This window comes from Sporomusa acidovorans, assembly GCF_900101845.1.
GTDB classification, from domain to species: domain Bacteria; phylum Bacillota; class Negativicutes; order Sporomusales; family Sporomusaceae; genus Sporomusa; species Sporomusa acidovorans.
Map to the genome: position 1 here is coordinate 1 of NZ_FNAM01000005.1, position 26,009 is coordinate 26,009.

At 47.4% G+C, this 26,009-nt stretch carries 24 protein-coding genes; 23 read left to right on the forward strand and 1 reads right to left on the reverse strand.

Features of this window, described 5'->3' with window-relative positions:
* Positions 1 to 222 precede the first annotated feature (222 nt).
* From BLR65_RS30760 to BLR65_RS05415, 3 genes are all read left to right on the forward strand, one after another.
* Positions 223 to 375 carry a LuxR C-terminal-related transcriptional regulator gene (locus BLR65_RS30760; RefSeq protein ID WP_245692475.1) on the forward strand — a complete coding sequence of 51 codons (153 nt, stop codon included), beginning with the start codon at positions 223 to 225 and terminating at the stop codon, positions 373 to 375.
* Between the two features lie 61 nt (positions 376 to 436).
* A complete protein-coding gene (gene istA / locus BLR65_RS05410) occupies positions 437 to 1,762 on the forward strand; it encodes an IS21 family transposase (protein WP_245692477.1) in 1,326 nt (441 codons plus the stop codon).
* Between the two features lie 6 nt (positions 1,763 to 1,768).
* Entirely contained in the window at positions 1,769 to 2,545 is a 777-nt protein-coding gene (locus BLR65_RS05415) for an ATP-binding protein (RefSeq protein WP_093793177.1), read from the forward strand.
* 535 nt (positions 2,546 to 3,080) lie between these two features.
* Here BLR65_RS05415 and BLR65_RS05420 read toward each other — a convergent pair.
* The gene (locus BLR65_RS05420) at positions 3,081 to 3,308 is read right to left on the reverse strand and encodes a helix-turn-helix domain-containing protein (RefSeq protein WP_093793178.1); all 228 of its coding nucleotides are present in this window, start codon (positions 3,306 to 3,308) and stop codon (positions 3,081 to 3,083) included.
* A 138-nt stretch (positions 3,309 to 3,446) separates the two neighbouring features.
* Here BLR65_RS05420 and BLR65_RS05425 point away from each other — a divergent pair, with 138 nt between their 5' ends.
* The 20 genes from BLR65_RS05425 (at position 3,447) to BLR65_RS05520 (ending at position 26,001) form a co-directional block, all read left to right on the forward strand.
* Positions 3,447 to 3,746, forward strand: coding sequence for a helix-turn-helix domain-containing protein (locus BLR65_RS05425; protein ID WP_093793179.1), 300 nt, complete (start codon positions 3,447 to 3,449; stop codon positions 3,744 to 3,746).
* A gap of 305 nt (positions 3,747 to 4,051) precedes the next feature.
* Positions 4,052 to 5,746, forward strand: coding sequence for a dihydroxy-acid dehydratase (gene ilvD / locus BLR65_RS05430; RefSeq protein WP_093793180.1), 1,695 nt, complete (start codon positions 4,052 to 4,054; stop codon positions 5,744 to 5,746).
* Positions 5,747 to 5,763: 17 nt separating this feature from the next.
* Positions 5,764 to 6,663: a 4-hydroxy-tetrahydrodipicolinate synthase gene (gene dapA / locus BLR65_RS05435; RefSeq protein ID WP_093793181.1), complete on the forward strand. Its 900-nt coding sequence runs from the start codon at positions 5,764 to 5,766 to the stop codon at positions 6,661 to 6,663.
* A gap of 40 nt (positions 6,664 to 6,703) precedes the next feature.
* A complete protein-coding gene (locus BLR65_RS05440; RefSeq protein ID WP_169716995.1) occupies positions 6,704 to 8,083 on the forward strand; it encodes an MFS transporter in 1,380 nt (459 codons plus the stop codon).
* Positions 8,084 to 8,101: 18 nt separating this feature from the next.
* The gene (locus BLR65_RS05445; protein WP_093793183.1) at positions 8,102 to 9,559 is read left to right on the forward strand and encodes a CoA-acylating methylmalonate-semialdehyde dehydrogenase; all 1,458 of its coding nucleotides are present in this window, start codon (positions 8,102 to 8,104) and stop codon (positions 9,557 to 9,559) included.
* Positions 9,560 to 10,515: 956 nt separating this feature from the next.
* Positions 10,516 to 12,579, forward strand: coding sequence for a sigma 54-interacting transcriptional regulator (locus BLR65_RS05450; protein ID WP_093793184.1), 2,064 nt, complete (start codon positions 10,516 to 10,518; stop codon positions 12,577 to 12,579).
* 260 nt (positions 12,580 to 12,839) lie between these two features.
* Complete coding sequence (locus BLR65_RS05455; protein WP_093793185.1) at positions 12,840 to 13,556, forward strand: CoA transferase subunit A; 717 nt, start codon at positions 12,840 to 12,842, stop codon at positions 13,554 to 13,556.
* A 42-nt stretch (positions 13,557 to 13,598) separates the two neighbouring features.
* Complete coding sequence (locus BLR65_RS05460) at positions 13,599 to 14,258, forward strand: 3-oxoacid CoA-transferase subunit B (RefSeq protein WP_093793186.1); 660 nt, start codon at positions 13,599 to 13,601, stop codon at positions 14,256 to 14,258.
* Positions 14,259 to 14,342: 84 nt separating this feature from the next.
* The gene (locus BLR65_RS05465) at positions 14,343 to 15,602 is read left to right on the forward strand and encodes a hypothetical protein (protein ID WP_093793187.1); all 1,260 of its coding nucleotides are present in this window, start codon (positions 14,343 to 14,345) and stop codon (positions 15,600 to 15,602) included.
* Positions 15,603 to 15,657: 55 nt separating this feature from the next.
* On the forward strand, positions 15,658 to 16,077 hold the full coding sequence (locus tag BLR65_RS05470) for a MaoC family dehydratase (RefSeq protein ID WP_093793188.1): 420 nt from the start codon (positions 15,658 to 15,660) through the stop codon (positions 16,075 to 16,077).
* A gap of 42 nt (positions 16,078 to 16,119) precedes the next feature.
* A complete protein-coding gene (locus BLR65_RS05475) occupies positions 16,120 to 17,259 on the forward strand; it encodes an acyl-CoA dehydrogenase (protein WP_093793189.1) in 1,140 nt (379 codons plus the stop codon).
* A 59-nt stretch (positions 17,260 to 17,318) separates the two neighbouring features.
* Complete coding sequence (locus BLR65_RS05480; protein WP_281241495.1) at positions 17,319 to 18,878, forward strand: acyl CoA:acetate/3-ketoacid CoA transferase; 1,560 nt, start codon at positions 17,319 to 17,321, stop codon at positions 18,876 to 18,878.
* Between the two features lie 13 nt (positions 18,879 to 18,891).
* Entirely contained in the window at positions 18,892 to 19,686 is a 795-nt protein-coding gene (locus BLR65_RS05485; protein ID WP_093793191.1) for a short-chain-enoyl-CoA hydratase, read from the forward strand.
* Positions 19,687 to 19,740: 54 nt separating this feature from the next.
* On the forward strand, positions 19,741 to 20,520 hold the full coding sequence (locus BLR65_RS05490; protein ID WP_093793192.1) for an electron transfer flavoprotein subunit beta/FixA family protein: 780 nt from the start codon (positions 19,741 to 19,743) through the stop codon (positions 20,518 to 20,520).
* A gap of 12 nt (positions 20,521 to 20,532) precedes the next feature.
* Complete coding sequence (locus BLR65_RS05495; protein ID WP_093793193.1) at positions 20,533 to 21,468, forward strand: electron transfer flavoprotein subunit alpha/FixB family protein; 936 nt, start codon at positions 20,533 to 20,535, stop codon at positions 21,466 to 21,468.
* Positions 21,469 to 21,487: 19 nt separating this feature from the next.
* Positions 21,488 to 22,771 carry an FAD-dependent oxidoreductase gene (locus BLR65_RS05500; protein ID WP_093793194.1) on the forward strand — a complete coding sequence of 428 codons (1,284 nt, stop codon included), beginning with the start codon at positions 21,488 to 21,490 and terminating at the stop codon, positions 22,769 to 22,771.
* The gene (locus BLR65_RS05505; RefSeq protein ID WP_093793195.1) at positions 22,768 to 23,058 is read left to right on the forward strand and encodes a ferredoxin family protein; all 291 of its coding nucleotides are present in this window, start codon (positions 22,768 to 22,770) and stop codon (positions 23,056 to 23,058) included. Before BLR65_RS05500 ends, BLR65_RS05505 begins: the two co-directional genes overlap by 4 nt.
* Positions 23,059 to 23,192: 134 nt before the next feature.
* Entirely contained in the window at positions 23,193 to 24,053 is an 861-nt protein-coding gene (locus BLR65_RS05510) for a methyl-accepting chemotaxis protein (protein ID WP_245692479.1), read from the forward strand.
* A gap of 442 nt (positions 24,054 to 24,495) precedes the next feature.
* Positions 24,496 to 25,608, forward strand: a complete 1,113-nt coding sequence (locus BLR65_RS05515; RefSeq protein ID WP_093793196.1) for a M48 family metallopeptidase — start codon at positions 24,496 to 24,498, stop codon at positions 25,606 to 25,608.
* Positions 25,609 to 25,737: 129 nt separating this feature from the next.
* On the forward strand, positions 25,738 to 26,001 hold the full coding sequence (locus BLR65_RS05520) for a nitroreductase family protein (protein WP_281241496.1): 264 nt from the start codon (positions 25,738 to 25,740) through the stop codon (positions 25,999 to 26,001).
* The last annotated feature ends 8 nt before the right edge of the window (positions 26,002 to 26,009 follow it).

The following is a 26,009-nucleotide window of genomic DNA, read 5'->3' on the forward strand; positions in this document are numbered from 1 at the left end:
CAAGTAGTAATTTAAACATTGTGGAATGTAAATTATATATGTTATGAGATTGCAAAACTGAATAATCCGGAGCTGATTACCCCGCCTGTCCGGTCACTGGAAACCGTCATTCCGGTTTAAAAGAAACCAACCCTCCGGTGTTGGAAACCGTTTAAATATATCTTCCTTATAATGTAACCATGCACCAGATGGTGTAAATACATTATAAGGAGGTCATGATATATGACCAAGTATCGTGAAATCCTTAGGCTACATAGCTTAGGATTCAGTCAGCAGAACATTGCATACAGTTGCAGTGTCTCTAAGAAGACGGTGAACATCGTCCTGAAAAAGGCAAAAGAGAATAATATCTCTTGGCCACTTGATGCCAGATGAAGTGCTTGCCGGGATTCTGTTTCCGTCAAAAGGCAAGCATTCAGACACACCCACAAAGCGGATGCCTGACTTCGCCTACATTCGCAAGGAGCTTCTCCGCAATGGTGTAAGCAAAAAACTTCTGTGGACGGAATACATGGAAGACTGCCGCCAGTCAGGCGAAGATCCCCTTATGTATTCACAATTCTGCTATTATATCCAACAAGATGAGCAGAAACGCCGTGCTACCATGCATATCAACCGTAAGCCTGGAGAACAGGTTGAGGTCGACTGGGCTGGCGACCCGGCACAAATCACTGATCCGGATACCGGTGAGATCATTAATGCCTACCTCTTTGTCGGTGTAATGACTTACAGCCAGTATGCCTTTGTCGAAGCATTCATTAATGAGAAGCAGCGGGCATGGATTACGGCCCATGTTCACATGTATGAATTCTTCAACGGTGTGGCTAAGATTCTGGTGCCGGACAACTGTAAAACTGCCGTGATACATAACAGTGGCTGGTACAATCAGCAGGTCAATGCTGTTTACCATGAGATGGCAGAACACTATGGAACCGCTATTATCCCTGCCCGTGTCAGGACTCCGAAGGATAAGCCAAACGCAGAGGGAACGGTTGGGAATATCTCCACCTGGATTACCGCTGCACTCAGAAATGAGCAGTTTTTCTCCCTTACCGAACTGAACATAGCAATCAGGGAAAAACTGAAAGCGTTTAATGCACGCCCCTTTCAAAAGAAAGAGGGCAGCCGGCTCAGCGTATTTCTTGGAGAAGAAATGCCCTTGTTGGCACCGCTGCCTGCTACCCGATATGAACTGGCGGAATGGAAGCAAGCCACCGTTCAGTTCAATTATCACATATCTGTCGATGCAATGCTATACTCTGTTCCATTTGAGTACATAAAGCGTAAAGTCGACGTCAGGGTAACAGACAAAACAATAGAAATCTTTTACAACCATACTCGTATCGCTTCTCATCCACGTCTTCACGGTCGTACGGGGCAGTATGATACGATTGTGGAGCATATGCCGGAAGACCACCAAAAATATCTGGAGTGGAACGGCAACCGTTTCCGCCAGTGGGCAGAACGGATTGGCAGCAATACGTACAAGGCTGTCGATGCAATCCTTACCTCGAAACTTGTGGAACAGCAGACTTACCGGAGCTGTATGGGACTTCTAAAGCTTACGGACAAGTATTCTGTAGAAACATTGGAGGCGTCCTGTGCAAAAGCTTTAAGCTACACGGCCTCGCCCAGCTACAAAAGTATCAAAAACATACTCACAACCGGTAGCTACAAGTCTGAATCGGAAGATAAAAGATCCGAATCCACAAACAGCAATCAGCATGGCATCACCCGTGGCGCCAGCTATTACAGGAGGTAAGCGCATATGACAAACCAGAGTACGATGGATAAGCTAATTGAAATGCGTCTGACCTCAATGGCAGATGCATTCCGCAACCAGATTAATGATCCTAAGATGAAGGAAGTTCCTTTCGATGATCGTGTAGGAATGCTAGTGGACATCGAATACAGCAGCCGCAAGAGCAACCGCCTTAAAAGACTGATTAAGCTTGCTGAATTCGACCAGCCTGAAGCAAGCATGATGGATATCAACTATACTTCAGGCCGCAAGCTGAACAGGTCGCTGATTCAGAGATTGTCAACTTGCGAATATATCTCGGAACACCGGAATTTATTCATTACCGGCGCAACAGGCAGTGGGAAGAGCTACATGGCTTGTGCCTTTGGAATGGAAGCCTGCAAGCAGTATCTTAATACCAAGTATGTGCGTCTCCCTGATCTGCTCATTGATCTTGAGATGGCCAGGGATGAGGGTACCTACAAAAAGGTCATGGCAAAGTATGCGAACCCGGTTCTACTTATTATTGATGAATGGCTTCTGCTAAAACCATCGGAGAATGAGCAAAAGGATATCTTTGAATTGCTTCATAGAAGACGCAGGAAATCCTCTACAATCTTCTGCTCTCAGTACCGTCCTGATGGATGGTATGAGCAGCTTGGCGGTGATGCCAGCCCTCTGGCTGATGCCATTCTGGATCGTATTGCGCATGATGCCTACAGAATCAACATTGAAAGCATTGATCCTGCAAAGGATGTATCTATGCGTGAGATATATGGACTGGATAAGTCACAAAGCGAATAAACTCGCACAAAGCGGTTTCCCAGTTCCGGACACTCGGTTTCCGTTTTTCCGGAACTGCGGTTTCACCGCACAAGAATATTCAAAAACATTAAAATGCCGTAGTAATTTGAACATTGTGGAATGTAAATGATAGTGATGATTGGTTTGATTACAGACAATGTAAGTAGTAATTTAAACATTGTGTAATGCAAATAGAAACGGAGCAAGAACCTGTATGTATCCAAAACTTTTCTCAGGCAGCGGCAGGAAATGCAAGCGCGCATCCGTGAGGAAGGTGTCCTGTTACGTATAAACCGCTCCATCCAGGTAGAGAGGGATAGAGGGAAGAGGCTCCCTCTGTTTCGTTGTGCCCATAAACCGGCTGCGGCTTCTTCTTTTCATTTTCCCTATCAGGCTTTTCCTTCTTAACTTACCCAAGAGGGCGTGTCGCAAAGCGACACGCCCCTTTTATTTTGATTTTAAAAAAGATTACCCAAAATAAATCGAAAAAATATGCACTTTAAAAGAACGATTAACTCTCTGAGTCAGAACTAACTTATCTTCTTTTCGGCTCATCAGATAAGCCAACTAAATAATCTAACGACACATTGAAATATTCAGCGAGAGCAATGCTGGTTTCTAGGCTAGGAATACGAATGCCCTTTTCCCAATTACCTATAGTTTGTTTAACTAAATCCAATTCGTTAGCTAGTTGTTCAAGAGTAAGATTTTGAGACAGTCTTAGCGCTTTTAAACGTTCACAAAAAATTTTTTGTCTAAACATAAAGATCCCCCTTGACTGTCTTCAAAATGTGGACTAAAATAATATTAAACAAGTCTTCTTATTGTGGACGAATCAAATTAAATTCACCTTATCAAATCTATCTATCCGATAATTCGTAGTTGACAATGAGGTGGTTAAATGAAACGGTGGCGGTTGTATTTAGAACGCACGAAGCATGGATTTACGCAGGAACAGATTGCTCGAAAATTAGGATTATCTAAGCAAGGCTATAACAATATCGAGCTAGGCCGCCGTGGTGCTTCAACAGAAATTTGGGACGCACTGGAAGACATGTTTGGTGTTGACCAGCGCGTACTTCGTGCTGTAACCGAAGAAAAGGAAGAAGAGGAAGATCATTTATGGGATTACCAAGCGGAAACGGGGAGCTTTTTTAGTTCTCCATATGATTTCGCTTTTGTAATACATACATCAATATAGCAAGAGCGGTTCCATTATAAGATCAATCCATGTCTGGATGAAGGCATAATGGTACTGCCTTAGCTAAGAAAGGAGCTGATCACAAACACGATTGTCCAAAAACTCAAAAAAGTGAGGTGAGACGCAGACAAGCAGCATACATCGCCGCCAAGCAACATGCTGCTCTGGTTTAGTGCGCCCTGGTGGCGTTTTAGCAACTTTATTATACCGTATCTGCCAAAAAACGTAAACCCAAATGGAGATTTGCAATGAGTTGATATAATCTCCTGATTTTCTGACTGAATGAATATGAGGAGGCAAAGGACATGGGGAAGAGAGAGTATTTCCCGGTACATAAACAGTTCCGCAGCAGGATCGTCGTATCCGGACCGAACCGGGCCGGGCAGCGGGCGCATTTGCGGTCGCTGGGGCTGCTGGATGATGATTTTGAAAAACCGTTTATCGGCATCGTGAATTCATGGAATGAAATGCATCCCGGTCATATTCACTTAAGGAGGCTTGCCGACGAGGTAAAGCGGGGGATTCTGGAAGCAGGCGGGGTTCCCTGGGAGTTTAATACGATTGGGATTTGCGACGGGGTGACGCAGGGGCATGTCGGCATGCGCTACGTCCTGCCCAGCCGCGATTTGATCGCCGACAGTATTGAGTTGACCGCCGAGGCCCAGCAGTTGGACGGGCTGGTGCTAATCGGTTCGTGCGACAAGATTGTCCCCGCCATGCTGATGGCACAGGTCCGGCTGGATCTGCCGTCGCTTATGGTCACCGGCGGACCGATGATGCCCGGCGTTTTCAAAGGCAAGCCGGTCGCCATTCCCGACATGCGGGAAGGTGTGGGCAAATGGGTGGTAGGTGAGTACAGTGACGCCGAGGTGTACGAGCTGGAGTGCAGTGTCTGCCCCGGTCCCGGTTCCTGCGCGATGGCGGGCACGGCCAATACCATGTCGTGTCTGGCGGAAGTCCTGGGATTGAGTCTGCCGGGGTGCGGCACGTCGCACGCCGTGGAGTCGAAGAAATTGCGCATTGCTAAGCAGAGCGGACGCGAGGTGGTCCGCCTGGTGCGGGAAAACGTCCGGCCCAGTGACTTTGTTACCTACAATAGTTTTGAAAACGCACTTATCTTTACCTCCGCGCTGGGAGGGTCGAGTAATGCCTCGCTCCATATCCCGGCGATTGCCGGCGAGATGGGGTTCACAGTCACCCTGGACGACGTGGAGCGGATCAGCCGCAAAACGCCCCATTTGACCAACTTGAAACCGGCCGGACCGCATTCCTTCTGGGATCTGGAGACAGCGGGCGGGGTGCCTGCCCTCATCAAAGAACTGATCACCCTTTTGCACAAGAATGAAAAAATCGCGACGGGACAGACAATGGCCGACATTGCGGCGCAGGCTGTCAATCACAATCAGGAGGTTATCCGGCCGCTGGGCAACCCTGTCCATACCGAGGGCAGCTATGCGGTATTGCGGGGCAATCTGGCGCCGCTCGGCTGCATTGTCAAGCAGACGGGGGTTGATCCGGCCATGATGCAGCATACCGGACCGGCGCGCATTTTTGATTCGGAAGCGGCGGCCGAACAGGCGATCTATAGCGGTCAGATCAACAAGGGCGATGTCATCGTCATCCGCTACGAAGGGCCGAAAGGCGGGCCGGGCATGCCGGAAATGCTGGTGGTTACGGCGGCACTGGTCGGTGTCGGGCTGGGAACCTCGACGGCCATTGTGACGGACGGGCGATTTTCCGGCGGCACGCGCGGGCCGAGCATCGGCCATGTCGCGCCGGAGGCGGCGGACGGAGGGCCGATTGCGTATGTGAAAGAAGGCGACCGCATCCAAATCGACATTCCCAACCGGACGCTCGAACTGCTCGTCAGCGAGGAGGAACTGGCCAAGCGGAAACAGGAAATGCCCATTGTACAGCGGGAGAACAAAAGCCCGGCTTTGCGGCGGTATGTGAAACTGGTCGGCGATGTGTCGACAGGGGCGGCGCTCACTAATTTTTAAAGGAGGGGACGAATAGGATGGACATTCAACAATTGCGCGGCGTGATTCCGCCGCTGGTGACGCCTGTGGACGGTCAGGAAAACGTAGTGGAAACGCAACTGCGCAATCTCATTGAGTATGTGCTGGCCGGAGGCGTGCACGGCGTTTTTGTCCTCGGCAGTACGGGCGAGTTTTACGGGCTGGATTTTGACAATCAGCAACGGGTGGTCGAGATCACCGTCGATCAAGTGCGGGGACGGGTTCCTGTGTATGTCGGGGCCAGCGCCATCACCACACGGGAATGCGTCAAACTCACCCGCATGGCGGAGAACCTGGGCGCGGCCGCTGTGTCGGTATTGACGCCCATGTTCATTCAGCCGACGAAAGCGGAGTTATACCGGCATTATGAAACCATTGCCAAGTCTACCGGCCTGCCGGTGCTGCTCTACAATAATCCCGATAAAACGGGAGTCAATTTGTCCGCCGACGTAGTGGCGAAGCTGGCCGATATCGACAATATTATCGGCGTTAAGGACAGCAGCGGCGATATGACGCTGACCGCTGAGATGATCCGCCGCACTCAGGGAAAGGCGTTCCGGGTGATCGCCGGCCGCGATATGCTGATTTTTGCTACGCTGGCCTATGGCGGATACGGCACGGTCGCGGCGACGGCCAATGTGGCGCCGAAGCTGGTGGTGGAGATCTATGAAAAGTTTATGGCCGGGGATCTTGAAGGCGCCCGCGCCGCGCAGTTCCGGCTGGCCCCGCTGCGGCTGGCCTTTAGTCTGGGCAGTTTTCCGGTGGTGACTAAGGATGCCTTGAACCTCATCGGTGTTCCGGCCGGCGACCCGATCAGGCCGGTCGAGCATTGTTCGGAAGCCAATCTGACGCAACTGCGCAAGATACTGGAACAGTTGGGCTTGGCCCGGTCTGTCTGATTGCGGAACAAGGGTTTTATTGGATGTAGAGGAGTGAAGGATGATGGATGTGAACTGTGCTGCGGCGGGAACGGGTAAGCGAAGCCGCATTCGCTGGGTGATTCTCGGGATGCTGTTTTTTTTAACAACCGTTAATTTTGCCGACAGGGCTGCGCTCTCGATTGCGGGGCCGGCTTTGTCAAAAGATCTGAAACTGGACCCGGTCGGCATGGGGTATATATTTTCTGCCTTTGCCTGGGCGTATGTGGTGGGGCAGCTTCCCGGCGGCTGGCTGCTGGACCGCTTTGGTTCCAAGAAGGTATATGCGGGCAGTCTGTTCCTGTGGTCTTTCTTTACATTGCTGCAGGGATATGTGGAGATTTTCAGCGGCTTTGCGGCGGTTATCGCCTTATTTTCCCTGCGGTTTCTTGTCGGCTTGTCCGAGTCGCCGTCGCTTCCGGCCAACAGCCGGATTGTGGCTTCGTGGTTTCCCACCCGGGAGAGGGGAACGGCGGCGGCGATTTTCAATTCGGCCCAGTATTTTGCAACGGTGCTGTTTGCGCCCATTATGGGCTGGATTGTGTACCGGTTCGGCTGGCAGCATGTTTTTGTGGTGATGGGTTCCATTGGGATTGCGCTGGTTTTCGTGCTATTAAAAGTGATTCACAGTCCCCGGGAACATCCGCGCGTCAATCAGGCCGAGCTTGCGTATATCGCGCAGGGCGGCGCACTGGTGCATATGGATGAGGCCGGGAAAGGCAGCAAGAAGTGCGCAGGCGGGTCTACCTGGTGGTGCATCAAGAAGCTGCTGGGAAACCGGATGCTGCTCGGGGTGTATATCGGCCAATATTGCATCACGACGCTCACCTATTTTTTTCTGACCTGGTTTCCCATCTATCTGGTCCAGTCCCGCGGCATGTCGATTCTCAAAGTGGGCTTTGTGGCTATGCTGCCGGCGCTGTGCGGATTTTTGGGCGGCATATTGGGCGGTGTGTTTTCCGATTTCCTGCTGAAGCGGGGGCATACTCTGACGGTTGCGCGCAAGACGCCGATTGTGCTTGGCATGCTGCTGTCCACCAGCATGATTGCCTGCAACTATATTGATATTGTCTGGGTGGTTGTCGGCATCATGGCGCTGGCCTTTTTCGGCAAGGGCCTGGGCGCTTTGGGCTGGGCGGTGGTTGCGGATACGTCTCCCAAGGAGATTGTAGGACTCAGCGGCGGCTTGTTTAACACGTTCGGCAACACGGCGGGAATTACCACGCCGATCCTGATCGGTTATATTATCCGGGAAACGGGATCGTTTAACGGGGCGCTGGTGTTTGTGGGGGCTAATGCGTTAGGTGCGATTTTAAGCTATCTGCTTATTGTCGGGACCATCAAGAGGATGGAACTGGACCAGCCTCAGGCGGAAACGGCCGGCCAGACACAGACAAGTTGATACATGGAGGGTTAGTTGATGAAAAATACGAATGTACAAATGATAAAAAACTTTATTGGCGGTCAGTGGGTAGAGGCAAGTACCGAACGGCGCGAGACTGTTCCCAATCCCGCAACCGGCGAAATTTTGGCTTATGTGCCTTTATCAGCGCGCGAGGATGTGGAGCGGGCGGTGGTGGCGGCCCGCGCTGCGTATGAGATGTGGCGGCGGGTGCCGGTGCCGCGACGGGCGCGCCTGCTCTTTGTCTACCAGCAGTTGCTCGTTCAGCATTGGGACGAGTTGGCGCGGATAATCACGCTGGAAAACGGAAAAAATTTCGCGGAGGCCCGCGGCGAGGTGCAGCGGGGCATCGAGTGTGTGGAATTTGCCTGCGGTGCGCCAACTCTTATGGCAGGGACGCAGCTGCCCGATATTGCCACCGGCGTCGAATCGGGGATGTACCGGTATCCGCTTGGCGTCGTCGGCGGCATCACACCGTTTAATTTTCCGATGATGGTGCCATGCTGGATGTTTCCTCTGGCCATTGCCTGCGGCAACACTTTTATCTTAAAACCATCGGAGCGCACGCCGCTGTTATCGAACCGCTTAGCGGAACTGGCCCGGGAAGCCGGTATTCCCGACGGAGTGTTAAATGTAGTGCACGGCACGCACGATGTCGTCAACGGGTTGCTGGATCATCCCGATGTTGCCGCAATTTCCTTTGTGGGGTCCAAACCGGTAGCCGACTACATTTATACCCGGGCGGCGGCCAACGGCAAACGGGTGCAGGCGCTGGCCGGGGCGAAAAACCATTCCATTGTTCTGCCGGATGCCGAGCTGGATGCAGCGGTGAAAAACATTATAAATGCCGCTTTCGGTTCGGCCGGGGAACGGTGCATGGCTTGCTCGGTGGTCGTCGCCGTGGGCGCGGTCGCGGATGAACTGGTCCGGCGTCTTGTCGGGGCGGCGAAACAATTGACCATCGGCAACGGCCTGGAGGAAGGCGTGTTTTTAGGGCCGGTGATTCGCCAGGCCCATAAGAATAAGACGGTTGCTTATATAGAAACCGGGGTGAAGGAGGGTGCCGAGCTGGTTCTCGACGGCCGGAACGCTCCCGCTGCGGCCGGTCCGGGATATTTCCTGGGGCCTACCATCTTTGACCATGTACAGCCGGGGATGAAGATCTGGACCGATGAAATCTTCGCTCCCGTTCTGTCGGTCGTGCGTGCGAGCGACCTGGCCGCAGCCATCCATATCACCAATCAGTCCGAGTTCGCCAACGGGGCTTGCTTATTTACCAACAGCCCGGGGGCGATCCGCCAATTCCGTGAAGAAATTGATGCCGGTATGCTGGGCATCAATCTGGGGGTTCCGGCGCCGATGGCCTTCTTCCCGTTCTCGGGTTATAAAAAGTCCTTTTTTGGGGATTTGCATGTCAACGGCCGCGACGGTGTGGAATTTTACACGCGCAAGAAAATGGTCACGGCCCGTTATTAACCGTAACGTATGGATGAGGTTGCTGAGCGGGGGAAATCAATTACCCGTTTTTGGTGAAGGAGATCGAGGACAGCGGCTATCAGGGCTATATTGGCCTGGAGTATATTCCCGCTCCGGACTAGCAGGTCTCCGTTTGCCTGGCTGCCGGCGTTCGGCTATATGTAACGGCAAGAAATCAGCTAAATAAGGGGGTTGTCTCAACGAGACAACCCCCTTAACAGTTTGAAGGGAAGCAAAGGAATTAAAGAATGCTGTCGTCAGGCGTAAACTCGCCGACGGTTAGCCGGGGAGCGATGAGAAGCTACTGCTTTAGCAGAAGCCCTGGAGTTACCCCGGAAGCCACGGGCCTTGTGCCCGTGGTAGTTCACTGAAGTGATTCCAGTAGCATAAGGTATTTCGTGAGTTTCTATGATTGATGAATAGAAACTGTGGTGTGATAATTTAAACTTTTATTCATGAAGTCGTTCATGCTATTAAATTAAGCGTATTATGGAAGAAAGAGAAAAGTGTTGAAGTGTAGATAAAAAGTGTCGATAACGACACTTTTTTTATTTGAGTTTGGACGAAAACAGCAGATTATACCCGGTTTCGGAGGTTGGCATGTAAAATGCATAGTAAGCAGCACGTACGCTTCATTATCGCCGAAAAAAGCAGCTGATAAATAAGAAAGATGACCCAAGATGAAAATAGGCTTTGGGTTATTTTTTTCTTACTATATGAAATCCAGTAAAGATTTTCATCCGGACATGGTGTTTACTTAGATTCTGGGATATTTTACATGATTAGACATGATTTTTACTAATAATTTTATAAATTGACACAATTATTTGAGATTAAAGTGCAATTTAAAAGGAATTTTAGGGATTCTTGACGAAATAGTTCGAATTAATAGAAAATAACTACTTATAATGGAAAGCAATTTTTGAAAATTGATGGCATGAAGTGGAGTGGTCTTTGTGTTGGTACGTGATTTTATGACACCAAATCCTAAAACACTTAAGCCGACAAACACTTTAAGTGATGCTGCTTTTTTATTCTATAAGTACAAGATTAGCGGGGCGCCGATTATTAATGATAAACATGAAGTTTGCGGTTTAATTACAAAAAACCATATTATCGAAGCTACCATTAATCGAGTATCATTATCACAGCCGGTTTCAGTTAAAATGACACAAGGCGTTATTACCGTTCATCCAGAATGTACAATTGATGAGGCTTGGCAGATCCCGGTAAGTTTATTGCCTGTAGTAAATAGGTACAATAAGCTGGTCGGCATCGTGAGTCGGCAAGATTTCATGGATATCTTCTATGCAAAAATGCGTCGGACCAATGATGAAGTTCAGGCGCTGGTTCGCTCTGCGCAGAATGGAATTATCATAATTAATACGTATGGAATTATCGAAGTTTTTAATGACGTAGCCGGGCGGATTGTTGGTAAGCCGCCCGAGCAAGCCTGTGGAAAATTTATTTATGATATTATTCCGAATACGGGTCTAATGAAAGTGTTACAAACCGGTGAAAGTGATATAAAATGTCTGATGGAGCTTGACGGCCGTAAGGTAATTGTTAATCGTACGCCGATTTATGAGGATTCCAAAGTGGTAGGCGCTTTAGCGATTATTCAGGATACATCGCAATGTATTGATACCACACAACAGCTGGCTGCAACTCAGCAAAAACTGGAAGCCCTGGAATGCGTTTTTGAAAGCCTGAAACAAGGAATCATTGTCGTTGACAATAATAATATAATTCAACTTGTCAATCATTCCTATGAAGATATTATGGGGGTTCCCCGTGAAGAACTGTTAGGACAATCTATTAAGGATATGATTGAAAATTCTCGGATGCATATTGTACTGAAGACTGGTGTGCCGGAATTGGCGGAACTACAGAGCGTCAAGGGACGTAAGGTTGTTGTAAACAGGGTGCCGATGTTTCGTGACGGACAAATCATTGGGGCAATTGGTGAGGCTGTATTTAAAGATATAAGCGAAGTTGATGCCATCTTACAGCGTGATAAAATATTTTCCTGCACGGAGCAGCCGCAGGAAGTTACTCAAGGCCGGATTGTAATGAAAACTACATTTGAAAATATAATTGGCCGGTCGCGCTCAATCGTACACGTTAAAAACTTAGCGTTACGAGCTGCTGCGACCGACAGTACAGTTTTAATTGTTGGAGAAAGTGGCACAGGCAAAGAATTGTTTGCCCAAGCTGTTCATAATGCCAGCAGGAGAGGAAATAAGCCCTTAGTGTCGATTAATTGTGCGGCCATACCGACAGAGTTGCTGGAAGCTGAGTTGTTCGGTTACGACGAAGGTGCTTTTACCGGAGCTAAAAAAGGTGGTAAAAAGGGAAAATTTGAATTGGCAAATGGTGGTACGCTGTTTCTGGATGAAATTGGTGATATGCCCTTACCCATGCAGGCCAAGCTTCTGCGCGTCATGCAGGATAAAACGGTAGAACATATCGGCGGCGAAAAGGGACAAACTTGCGATGTGCGAATTATTGCGGCAACGAATAAGCAGCTTGAAGATATGGTGGAGCAGGGAACCTTCCGGGATGATTTGTACTATCGCTTAAATGTTATTTGCTTGGAGGTACCGCCGCTGCGTGAACGGAAAGAGGATATTGGCGAAATTGTTGATTATCTTGTTCCCGGGGTATGTCATAAGTTAGGCATTCCTTTAAAAAATTTTTCTCCGGAAGCATTAGCCTTATTACGGGCATATCCTTGGCCGGGAAATATCCGCGAATTAATTAACGTGATCGAGCAAGTCGGGGCTACTGTTATGGCGCCGTTGATTTTGCCGAAACATTTACCGGCAGTGGTGAAAAATCCATCGATAAAAAAAAACCATAGGCCTGAAGCTGTCCAGATGGATACGGAAGATGAAAAAAAGTGTATAATTAATGTCTTAAAAGAAGTAAAAGGTAACAAGGCGTTAGCGGCCAAAATACTTGGCATCCACAGGGCGACTTTGTATCAAAAAATAAAAAAGTATAATTTGCAGGAGTAGTCACCTATTAATAGTATTTTCAAAAAAATGAGAAAAGTGTTAAAGTGTAGATGAAAAGTGTCGATGCCGACACTTTTTTTATTGCGTTTAAACAAGAAAAGCCAGAATATTCGCGGTTTCCGAAGTTGGCATGTTAAATGCATAGTAAGCAGGACGTGTAAATGAACAAAGTACAAAAGTATAACTGGGGAGGTGCTAACAAAGGTAGATAACTTTAATTAGCCAGTTTCAATAAAATGTTGAAAGGAGTGTATCGGTTAATGGACAAAGTAGTGGGGTTAGATCAAGTCATGGACAGAGTCACCGACGGTATGACCATCTTATTTGGTGGATTTTGTGGTGTAGGCACTGCGATTACCTGCATTGACAAACTGGTCAAAAAGGGGGTTAAAGATCTTACCGTTATGGCGGTTGTTGCAACCCAACCAGGAGGGAACTTTGACTTAGCTCCCTTATTTGCCAATAAGCAAATTAAGAAGTTTATCTGCGCTCACGTTGGAACATCTCCTGAGGCCGTCAAAGCAATGAAAACCGGTGATTTGGATGTTGAGTTTTACCCTATGGGAAGTTGGATTGAGAAAGTTAGAGCTGGTGGGGCCGGATTGGGCGGAGTACTTACCAGAACCGGACTTGGTACAATGGTGGAAGCAGGCAAAGATAAAGTTACCGTTGATGGCCAGGAATATATTCTGGAAAAACCCCTGCATGCGGATATTGCCTTTATTAAAGGTTATCGAGCAGACAAACTGGGTAATATAGAATACCGTTACGCCGGACTCAATACAAATCCCACGGTTGCTATGGCTGCAGATTATACTGTTGCCGAAGTTAACGAAATTGTTGAAGTTGGTCAAATTGATCCACAAAGAGTGGGAACACCGGCGGTATTTGTTAATGCTATCGTTCAAGGCAAGAACTTTGGTGAGCATGTAGCTACTTACCGCGAACTGTGGACTCATTCTGGACAAATAAAATAATGGTCGTCTGTAGATTATGTTAGCTTAAGGAGGTAAATGAATATGGATCCTAAAGAAATGATTGCCCGCCGGGCTGCGAAAGAGCTGTCGAACGGCGAAATAGTTAATCTCGGATTTGGTATTCCCAATGCTGTAGCCAATTATGTTCCCGAAGGGGTAGAAGTATTATTGGAAGCTGAAAATGGCGCCCTGGTTTTTGGAGGTGCTCCTAAACTTGGGGCTGATGATCCGGATATCGGCAATGCTGGCGGCCTTCCAATTACCATGATTCCTGGTTCAGCTTGTTTTGATTTAGCCACTTCCTTTTGCATCATTCGCGGTGGACATGTTAATACCACAATTTTGGGTGCTTTAGAAGTTGACCAGGAAGGAAATATTGCCAACTGGGCAACTCCTGTAGCACCAGGCAAATGGAGTCCTGGGATGGGCGGGGCTATGGATTTGGTTTCAGGTGCTAAAAAAGTTATTGCCACATTAATTCATACAGTTAAGGGCAATCCTAAAATTTTGAAAAAATGTCAACTGCCGCTTACCGGTAAAGGTTGTGTATCTAAGATTATTACGGAAAAATGTGTTTTTGAGGTTACGCCGCAAGGCCTTATGCTAACCGAGCTTGCCGAGGGGGTTACAGTAGACGAGTTGCGTAGCTGTACGGAAGCGGAATTTTATGTTGCACCTACGGTTACTCATTATCAGCTGTAAAAGTTCCGGGACTTTTTTATGGTCCGTGTCCTCTTAGACGCGGACCATATTTTAAAAGAAAACAGATAACGATGGAGGGATATTATGAATGAATTGGTGACAAAGCAACGATCCCAAAATCCTTTAGTCATAGGTGGCGTACTTTTTGGTTTGTGTTTTCTATTTTCTTTTCTGTATTGGCCTGTGTGGGGTACCCTTTCTAAGATGTTGGCAGTTAATTTGGCAGGGACAGCCTTAGCAAGTGCCGATACCGAGATTGCCGCAAAGTATATCGGGGTTGTTACTGAAGGCACGTTTTTCTGGTGCATTATTACTGCTTGGATTTGGCAAACGTTAGTTTGCGGTAACTATGGAAAGTATTGGCTAACAAAAAAACAGCCATGGGCGGGTTTATGGTATACGCTTATAAGTTTTGCCGCTGGAATTATCGGCTTTCTTGTAATAGTATCGTTTGTTGGTATTTGGTGGCAGCCGTTTAATCTTGCTGTGATGCTTACACCTGCTAATAATCACGAACTTCACTTAGCCATTGAAGGATGGGAAGTCGGCAACTTTTTTGCATTAGCATCTATTATGGTTCAAATTCTTTATGTCGCCGCTTTTCATAAATGGCCGTTTGCAGGTAAGGTTCAGCAGTCGCTAGAGGCATTTGGGGCATTTATGACCAGTATGTTTTTCTGCACTATTATCTGGGTTGCACTATTTTTCCCAAGTTTTATGAAACTTGAAATTGGTGGTCAGGCAATTGTTTCGCCGCCTTTCGGCACTTGGCCGGCATTTCTTGCCTTCGCGCAAGCGTTTATTTTGGTATTCTTAATGCCGGCGGAAGGTGGGGAAATGTATCCTACGAAACTTTTTGCCAGTAAACAGCCCTGGATGGGAATTGTCGGAACAATACTGGCTTTAGCCGGTGGTTTTGTACTTCCGCCGCTGTATAAATTGTTGTTGGCACCACTGAATCTTATGCCAGGAGCTCCTTTGGATTTAGTTGCAACAATTGTAGAATTGGCATCCATCGTCTGGTTATTGTCGTGGCATCACCTGTTTTCCGACTATCCGGGTGCCAACTTGGTAAAAAACACGGCACAACGGGTAATCATGCGTTATATTATTTGGTTTGCCGGTGGTTTTGTCTGGGGACTATTTTGGTTGATTGCTTATAAGTCTTTACCTTTTGCCGGAAATAATTTAGGTATGGGATTTCCTGTTATGGGACCTGTTGCAGGGCAGTTTGTATTTTTGATGGCCTTGCTATACTGTAATACGTTTTTTGATAAATGGCCGATGGTATATCAAGAGGAAAAAATAAGTAATCAAAGCGCTAGTTTTAAAAACATAAACTAACCAGAAATATTGGACAGGAAATAGTAAAAATTGAAGTCAGGCTGGGGGGGTTGTAATGCAAGGAAGAACGATTTCTACACTTAACGTAGGCGACTTTGCAGAGCATGCGAAAACAATTTCTGAAAGTGATGTGTATCTGTTTGCCGGTATTACAGGTGATTTGAATCCGGCTCATGTAAACGCGCAAGTTGCTGCTGAAGGAATATTCAAGGAAAGAATAGCTCATGGCATGCTGAGTGCCGGTTTAGTATCGGCTGTCTTGGGCATGCAGTTGCCTGGTCCGGGAACTGTCTATCTGTCTCAAACATTAAAGTTTACTGCACCGGTAAGGTTTGGCGACACAATCACCGCACGGGCGGAAATTATCGACCGTAATGTGGAAAAAAACCGGATTACTTTAAAAACTACGTGTACAAATCAAAACGGTAAAATTGTTTTGGATGGAGAAGCAATTGTCATGCCGCCCAAAGCATAACAATTTTGGTGAAAAATAATAACAAAACAGGAGGATATTACCATGAATTTCAATTTGACGGAGGAGCAACAACTTATTAAACAAAATGCCCGCGAGTTCGCCCTGGAGAATGTTGAGCCAATTGCGGCCGAACTTGATAAAACAGGACGATATCCGGCTGAAGTTATCAAAAAAATGGCCGAACTGGATTTTATGGGCATGCCTTACCCACCGGAGTATGGCGGAGCCGGTGCCGATTATCTCAGCTACATTCTGGTTGTAGAGGAAATATCACGCTCTTGTGCTTCCACGGGGATTATTTATTCAGCTCATTGTTCGTTGGCCGCTTGGCCGATTTTTAAATGGGGTTCTGAAGAACTTAAGCAGAAATATCTTGTGCCTTTATGCAAAGGAGAAAAGCTTGGGGCGTTTGCTCTTACAGAGCCGGGAGCCGGTACCGATGCCGCAGCCGGAACTTGTACTGCGAAGGCCGACGCTGATTCCTATATATTAAATGGTACCAAATGTTTTATTACTAACGGTGGGGTAGCAGATGTTTATATTGTTTTTGCGTTGACTGATCCGGCGCAAGGGGTAAAAGGATTAAGTGCTTTTGTTGTGGATGCAAATCTGCCAGGCTTCGAAATTGGCAAACATGAAGATAAAATGGGGATTCGCGGTTCGCAAACGACAGAATTGGTTTTCAAGAATTGCCGCATTCCCCAAACCAACCTTATCGGCAAAGAAGGCAAAGGGTTTGGAATTGCCATGCAGACACTTGATGGCGGACGTGTTGGGGTAGCGGCTCAAGCGCTGGGCATTGCTCAAGCCGCATTGGATGAGGCAATTAAATTTGCGAAAGAGCGGGTTCAGTTTGGCAAACCGATTGCGACGAAGCAGGCGATTCAGTGGATGTTGGCCGAAATGGAGACTAAATTGCAAGCAGCCCGGTTGCTAACCTATCAGGCAGCTGCCGCCAAAGACGAAGGTAAGATATTTAGTAAAGAAGCCGGTATGGCTAAAATGTTTGCTTCAGAAGCGGCTGATTGGATTTGCGGCAAGGCAATTCAAATTCATGGCGGCTATGGCTATATTAAAAACTTTAAAGTGGAGCGGCTCTATCGTGATGCAAAGATATGCACTATTTATGAAGGAACAAATGAAGTTCAGCGGATGGTAGTGTCTGGCAGTTTGTTGCGGTAAGGTAATAAACGCCTTTATACAAAGCTAATCCGCCCAGAACGTGTGGATCGAGGGGGTAAATCATGAAGGTCATTTCCAAGGAAGAGGCCGTTAGCTTAATCAATGACGGCGCATTTATTGGTATCGCGGGTTTTGTTGGTAATAATCATCCTGAAACCATCACTGCCGCTTGTGAAGAAAACTTTTTAGCAAACGGACATCCCTGCAATCTAACCATTCAGTTTAGTGCTGGAATTGGCGATAGCAAAGATCGCGGTTCCAACCACTTTGGTAATAAAGGTATGACTAAACGCATTATTGGCGGCCATTTTGGCTTGGCACCTAGATTGGGGAAATTGATTAGTGACAACCTAGTCGAGGCCTATAACCTGCCGCAAGGTACAGTTGCTCATATGTATCGGGCTGCGGCGGGGGGCAAGCCTGGCGTTTTAACCAAAGTCGGTTTGGGAACCTTCGTCGATCCACGGATTGAGGGTGGCAAGCTAAATGACCGCACAGCGGAAGAGATTGTTAAGGTAATGGAGATTGACGGCGAAGAGTATTTGTTTTATAAAGCTTTTCCTATAGATGTTGCTCTTATTCGCGCTAGTGTTGCCGATGAAAAAGGTAACCTGGCAATGGGCCGGGAGGCTGTTTATTGTGAGGCTATCTCCATTGCGGGGGCGGCAAAAGCCAAAGGTGGCATTGTTATTGCTGAAGTAGAGCATATTGCCGCCGCCGGGACGCTGGACCCTCGCATGGTCAAGGTGCCGGGACTGTTGGTAGACTATGTGGTTATTGGTGATAAAGACAAGTTTAACCAAACATTTGGCGAGTATTACAATCCGGCTTACACTAGCGAAGTTAGAGTTCCGTTACGTACCATCGCCCTGCCGGCGCTGGACGAACGGAAGGTTATAGCTCGACGCGCAGCCATGGAGCTTATGCAGAACTGCAAAGCCAACCTGGGTATTGGCGTGCCGGAAGGAGTTGCAGCCGTCGCCGCCGAGGAAGGCATCGGCGACTGCATGACCCTGACGGTTGAAGCCGGTGGCTTCGGCGGGGTGCCGGCCGGCGGGCTTAGTTTCGGTGCTACTATGAATGCTGAAGCTATGATTGACCATGCTTATATGTTTGACTTTTATGATGGTGGCAATCTTGATATTACCTGCTTAGGGATTGCCCAGGTTGACAGCGAGGGGAATCTTAACGTCAGCAAATTTGGGCCAAAGGTTGTCGGCTGCGGCGGATTTATTAATATCTCTCAGAATGCTAAAAAAGTAGTATTCTGTGGTACTTTGACTGCGGGTGGTCTAAAGACAGCGGTGCGGGACGGCAAGCTCATCATTGAAAAAGAGGGCAAAGCCAAAAAATTCGTTGATAAAGTCGAACAGGTAACCTTCAGTGGGAAATATTCACGGTCAATCAAGCAGACTGTAATATATATAACAGAACGTGCGGTTTTTACATTAAAACCGGAAGGTCTGGTTCTTACCGAGATCGCACCAGGTGTTGACCTGGAACGGGACGTACTGGCCCAAGTGGATGCAAAAGTCACAATAGCTTCTGACCTTAAGCTAATGGATGAGAGAATTTTCAAAGATGAACATATGGGATTGGCCGCTGACATTATGAAATGAGGTGGGATACACCATGTCTGAATACAGTACATTATTGATCACAGAAGCAGCCGGCATTGCCGTTGTCAGCCTTAACCGGCCTGAGGCCTTGAATGCGTTGAATTCGACTGTCCTTAATGATTTGTCGGCAGCCTTTGACGAAGTGGCCGGCAATGATACTGTGAAAGCTGTTATCCTAACAGGGGCTGGTGAAAAATCGTTTGTTGCCGGCGCTGATATTACCCAAATGAAGGATATGAATGTCGTCGAAGCTAAGCTATTTGCTGAAAAAGGCCAAAGTGTATTTCTTAAAATTGAGCAATTTCCTAAACCGGTTATTGCTGCAATAAACGGTTTTGCACTAGGCGGTGGCTGTGAATTGGCGATGGCTTGTGATATCCGTATTGCTTCAGAAAATGCCAGATTCGGTCAGCCGGAAGTTGGTCTGGGAATTATCCCCGGCTTTGGCGGGACCCAGCGGCTGGCCAGGTTGGTTGGGAGAGGTATGGCAAAATTCCTAATTTATACAGCCGACATTATTGATGCACAAGAAGCGTTACGGATCGGACTTGTTCAAAAGGTAACGACACCGGAAGCTTTGTTGGATGAAGCTCACAGTATTGTTAAACGCATTCTCAAGAAAAGTTCAATTGCTGTAAGTTTGGTTAAAGATGCTATCAATCGTGGAATGGAGATGGACATTGCTAATGCAATGCAATATGAGGCTTATATCTTCGGAACTTGCTTTGCCAGTGAAGATCAAAAAGAAGGCATGGCAGCCTTCGTAGAAAAACGTAAACCGTCATTTTGCGGCCAATTTGCAAAGTAAGAGGATACAGGGGGTGGGTTTTCCCCGCCCCTGTCTTTAAAAAGGAGCGGTAGTATGCCAAACATCATTGCGTGTTATAAATGGGTCTTAGATGAACAAGACATAAAGATTAATCCGGGAACCCTGGCACTTGACACCAGTAGGGCAAAGCGAAAAATCAGCGAATATGACCGAAATGCTATCGAAGAAGCAGTATTGCAAGCCGAAAAATGCGGTGCTTCAGTGGCTTGCCTTACATTTGGGGATAATTCGGCGAAACAATCATTGAAAGACGCCCTCTCGCGCGGACCGGAAAGGGCGTTTTGGGTGAATGATAATGCGGCGCAAATTGCCGATGGATTTGTAACAGCCAACGTACTTGCTGCTGCTTTGCGTAAAATCGAAAACTATGACCTTATTCTGTGTGGGGAAGGTTCGGCGGACAGTTATGGCCAGCAGGTTGGCCCCAGACTGGCAACCCTGTTGGCCATCCCGGCTATCACCTTTGTTTCTGAAATGAAGGTCGAAGACAACAAGGTGGTTGCAACGCGGAAAATCGGTGACTGCACCGAAGTGGTTACTGCTGAATTTCCTGTAGTAGTTACTGTTTTGCCAGAAATTAATAAGCCAAGGATTCCAAGCTTAAAACAGGTTCTCGGTGCAGCTAAACGACCGGTAGTCGAATGGAAAATCGGTGATTTGGGTTTAGGTGCCGCAGAGATCAGCCCTGTCAATAAGGTAAAAGAAATAAAGGGTTTTGTTATGAGCCGTAAAAACGTAACCTATAAGGATGGAACTCCGGCTGAAAAAGTAGCTGGTCTTGTAGCAAGCCTTGCCAAAGAAGGCGTACTGTAGGGAGGAATAGAAATGGCGGGAATTTGGATTTATTCTGAAGATACTATTGTCGCCCAGCAGCTCATGACAATGGCTCGGCCACTGGCTGACAAACTGGGACAACCGCTTTGTGTTGTCACTATTGCTGAACAAGCTGCTCCGGAATTTGTGGCTGCAGGTGCTAACAAGGTATTTGTTTTAAAAAATGATAGTGATTGGCCTGAAAGTTATGCCCCGGCACTGGTTGCACTTGCCGAACAGGAAACGCCGACGGCATTTTTTATCGGTGCAACGTTTCGCGGGAAGGACTTGGCGGCCAAGATAGCTGCCCGGTTGAAAACCGGACTAGTAACAGATGCTTTTGCAGTGCGGTTCGAAAATGGTGAAATTGAAACCGACAGGGCTATGTATGGCGGTTTAGCGGTATGTACTGAAATTCTTAAAGGGATTGCGGTTGTTACAATTCCGCCGCGCACCTTTGATATGCCGGCTAAGGATAGCGGCAGGAGCGGCGAAATTGTGACTATAGACGCCAGTATTGATGCTACTATGGCTGTGGAAAATGTCTGTCCAATTGTCCGGCAAGGCGCTGACATAACCAAAACGGAAAAATTGGTCTGTGTAGGCCGTGGTCTTGCTAAACAGGTGGACATGAAACTGGCGGAGGATCTGGCCGGTGCTTTAGGGGCGGAATTAGGTTGTACCCGCAGTATTGCCGAAGACTATCATTGGTTGCCTAACGAAACCTATATTGGTCTATCCGGACAAAAGATAAAGCCCGTCTTGTATCTTTCGATGGGCGTATCAGGCCAGGTTCAGCACATAGCCGGAATCCGGGACTCCAAAGTTATTGTAGCGATAGACAGTAATGAGAACGCTCCTATTTTTGCTGCTGCCGATTACGGCATAGTCGGCGATCTTTATGAAATCGTCCCGCTCTTAATTGAGGCGATAAAAAACCAAAAGTAGTAAGGGTAGGTGAAGTTTCATGGACGAACAAGAAAAATTTGATGCGATAATTATCGGTGCCGGACCTGCAGGGACAGCTTGCGCTTATATATTGGCCAGAGAAGGTAAGAATGTACTGGTTATCGAGCGGGGTGTAAGCGCCGGCTGTAAAAATGTTACCGGTGGACGTCTCTATACCTATGCGCTTGAACTGGTTGAGCCCGGACTTCATGAGGAAGCCCCGCTTGAACGTAAAGTAGTTCGGGAGCAGATTATGCTGTTAGGGGCCGGCAGTGCAATAACAGTTGATTATCTTGATTACACTTTTAAGCAGGATATACCGCAATCCTACAGCATCCTCAGAGCGCCCTTTGACGAATGGTTTGCCGGCAAGGCCGAAGAGCAAGGTGCTATGATTGCTCCAGGGATATTAGTGGATGATTTGATAATACAAGATAATAAAGTGATTGGTGTCAAGGCCGGGGAAGATGAAATGTATGCTGCTGTGGTGATAGCGGCTGATGGCATAAATTCATTTATGGCGCAAAAAGCAGGCTTGCGCAGTGACATCACCGGGCATATGGCAGGGGTCGGCGTTAAAGAAATTATCGAACTGCCGGCCGAAACTATTCAACAGCGCTTTAATCTTGCGGCTGATGAAGGTACGGCCAGAATGATAATCGGCTGTACCGAAGGAATTCAAGGCGGCGGATTCCTCTATACCAACAAAGACAGTATTTCGCTGGGAATTGTGTTTAGCCCGGAATCAGCTGCTAAGCAAGGTAAGAGTATCCAGCAAATATATCAGGACTTTAAAATGCATCCTGCTATCTTTCCGCTAATCGGCGATGGAAATTCTGTGGAATATGGGGCTCACCTTGTCCCCGAAAGTGGTTGGCGGGGTGTCCCGGGCAAACTTTACCGGGACGGCTTCCTGATAACCGGTGATGCCGCAGGGTTTTGTATTAATACCGGAACAATTTTGCGCGGTATTGATCTGGCTATTGTTAGCGGTGTAGCCGCCGCCCGGGCTGTGATCAAAACTGCGGACAACGCGGCTATCGGTCCGGCGTATGTAAAAGAATTAGAAGAGTTGGGGCTGATTCCGACAATGAAAATGTTTGCCGGCTGGCCCGATATTGTCGCAATACCGCGGATGGCCGAGACGTACCCTAGGTTGGCCAATGACGTTGTGCGGTTTATGTTTGCCGTTGATGGGAGTGTACCGCAAAAAATGCCTAAGGCAATGAAGAATATTGTAAAACGTCATATATCGATAGGCCAGTTGCTATCTGACGGCTGGAAGGGGGTTACTTCGGTATGACGGTGAAGAAACAAGGACCAGAAGAATTGTTGGGGCTAAATAAGTTTTCCGTAGATGAAGAAAAAGCGCATATCGTGATTGACAAGGTTATTTGTGCCAAATGCCAGGATAAGCCGTGCTTAGTCGTCTGTCCGGCAGTTTTATATACTTTAAAAGACGGTGAGATTAATTTTGATTATGCAGGTTGTCTGGAATGCGGTACTTGCAGAGTGATGTGTAAAAATAAGGGGATTACCAAGTGGGTTTATCCAAGGGGAACCTTTGGCATAGCCTTCCGCTATGGGTGAAAGACAGCCGGGTAATTCAGAAATCCGATTAATCGCAGGCGGGAGTGGAAGAGTTACTATCTGACGCTCCTGTCTTTAAGTTTTAGCCTTATTCGTTAAGTTATAAAGGTTATTTTAGAGTCGGGGTGGTTGGTTTGCCGGTAAATTCTTTGCAACGGCCAGAGGTCATTCTTAATCACTATATGGAGGTATTTCCTTGTTTGACAGAACTATGCCGCGGTGATGTGGGGGTGGCCGTAACTGACCGGGAAAAATATTTGCTATATAAACCGGGAAAACAGTTGGATTTAAATATACCTGCCGGAACTCCGCTTAAAATAAATACGGCGGTTTACCGGGCTATTCGCGAGGGGCGACGGACGACTACCAGAGGCGATAAGACAATATTTGGATTGCCGTATATTGCCATGGCTATTCCCATTTACCATGAGCAGCAGGTGATTGGAGCTGCAGTAATCGTTGAATCGACCGAACAGCAAGATGCAATGAAAAATATGGCTGCCCAGTTGATGAATAGTATTCATGTATTAGCCAGTACCACCGAAGAAATCTCAGCTCAGTCTGAAGAAATAGCCGGTGTTAGTCACACTCTAGTAGAGGTAGCCAAAGAATCACAGTCAAGACTTAGAGAAACTGACCAAGTCTTAGGATTAATTCGTGATATTGCTTCGCAAACCACTCTATTAGGGTTAAACGCCGCTATTGAGGCCGCCCGCGTAGGCGAGCAAGGCCGGGGATTCGGGGTAGTGGCCGAGGAAATCCGGAAGTTGTCAGGCAATAGCACTGCTTCAATCCAAGAGATCAATAGAATCATAGCTATAATACAATCTGACAGTCAAAATTTATATAATCAAATGGCGCAAATTGATTCAGCTATTGCCCAGATTGCTGCGGCAATTTCGTCTGTTTCAGGGGCTGTTCAACAAGCAAGTGTTATGGTTACAAATCTAGATAAATTAGCCGATGGTATAAGTGCCGACGAAAATGAATCCTAATTAGTGTACGCAAAAATGTCTCGAAGGTAGCTGGAACATCAGGGCATTTTTGCGTGCAGCATGACATAGGGCGCTATTACCGTAGAGAGCAGGCAATCCTCACCACTTTTATTTTTAGCTTCGTGATGTGCTGGGGAGCTTTGCTCTGGCACTGTGGAAGCTCCGGAAAGAACTGCTCAATAGGGGTAAGCAAGCAGCAGAGAGCATAAAACCTCGAAGTTCTAATGATTAGGCTTCAAGGTTTTTTTTTTAGCCGGACAATAGTAAAAGTAGGACTTTTGTCCTATAAAGACATTGAAGAGATCATACGATGTATAAAAATGGGTGTAAATCAGCCAAATACTGGGTATGCTTTGGAACCCATGAGGGAAACTAATTTTTAGCCTGAAAGCAGCTTAATAGACGGCGCCCAATGAAAAAATAAAATGAGGTGTTGATTGATTTGAATCTACAAGCTATTTTCCGTAAGTCAGTGCTGAGAGCAGGGACGCTAACGCTGTGCCTGTCGCTGGCTATAGGCTTGTTCCAGCCAACCAAAACCGAGGCCTTTAGTCTTGGCCAGCTTGGCGGCTCAATCCTGAGCACTGCCGCACAACAGCAGAAAGTAAGGGAATCACTTGACTACTATGAAAATGATGGGCGCAATGAACTTTTTGAGGAACTTAAAAAATCAGACGGAGTGAACAGTGATTCTTATTTAAATGAAGAATTGGGGCGTATAATGGGAAATTTGGCAAGCGCAATTGCCAAAACGGACTCTTCCATAACCGATAAGCCCTACAACTATTTTATTAACCCTAAAACCGAATTTAATGCCTATTGCAGCCTGGGTCATAACGTTTCTGTCAATACGGGAGTGTTTTCCCTTTTGGATAATGACGAAGACAAAATCGCGGCCGTTGTGGCCCACGAGTTGGTACACGGACAGAAAAAGCACCCGATCAATGGTGCCAAAAAAAGGCTAACGGTAGAATTTGTGCAAAAGGTTGCCGGGGCGCAAATGAATGGCGGCGGCAAGCTAGCTGTTGATGTGGTCGCGACCAATGTCAAGGCTGTTGGCGTGACCAAACCGAATGAATGGGAAGCGGACAACGTTGCTTATGGCTATTTAACGGCAGCCGGTTACAATCCGGGTGCCCCGGCGGCAGTATGGCAGCGGGTTATCGACAAGATGGGCCAGGGTGGCGCCAAAGGTCTTTTCGACGATCTTTTAAATCCTTCCACCCATCCGGGTGAAAAGGAAAGACGCGACAATTATGCTAAAAAGCTGACCGAGTACAGCAATAACAAAGTTGCTGTTAACGCTGCCACCGGTGAAATTAGCATTAACGGCAAACCGTTTATGAAACCGGCCGCGGTCGCTAATATGAGCGGCCTGGAACGCAGCTATTTGGTAGCAGGCAATTTGGCCGCCGCTTATCACAGCAATCAATCCCTTGAGCAAGCCTCGAATGACAATGGCATCATACGGCTTGGCGGCTTTTCAATCGTACAACCGTGTGGGGCTGATGCGGCTGCCGATGAACTTGTACAAGTTTTAAATGCCATTAAATAATACCCCAAAAACCCTAAAGTCTAAAATCGACTTTAGGGTTTTTTTTATAATTTTTTGTGTTTGGGAGTAAAATAAGGGAAGGAAATCAATGACAATGATAGAATAAATACTAACATAGAATATTTATTTATTGATAGTAAAAACATTTTCCCTGTTTGGTCCAATCAGGCATCAGGCATGTTGCAATTTACGATCTGGACGGCGCTTGAGCTGGAAGGACTGGGCGTGTCCTTGCAACACTATAACCCGGTTATCGATGACAGGGTTAAGCGGGAATGGGATATTCCGTCTAACTGGAAGCTGATTGCCCAGATGCCTTTTGGCAAGCCTGTGGCTCAGCCATCGCCCAAGGAATGCCTGCCTTTAGAGGAACGAGTAAAATTTTATAAATAAACGAAACA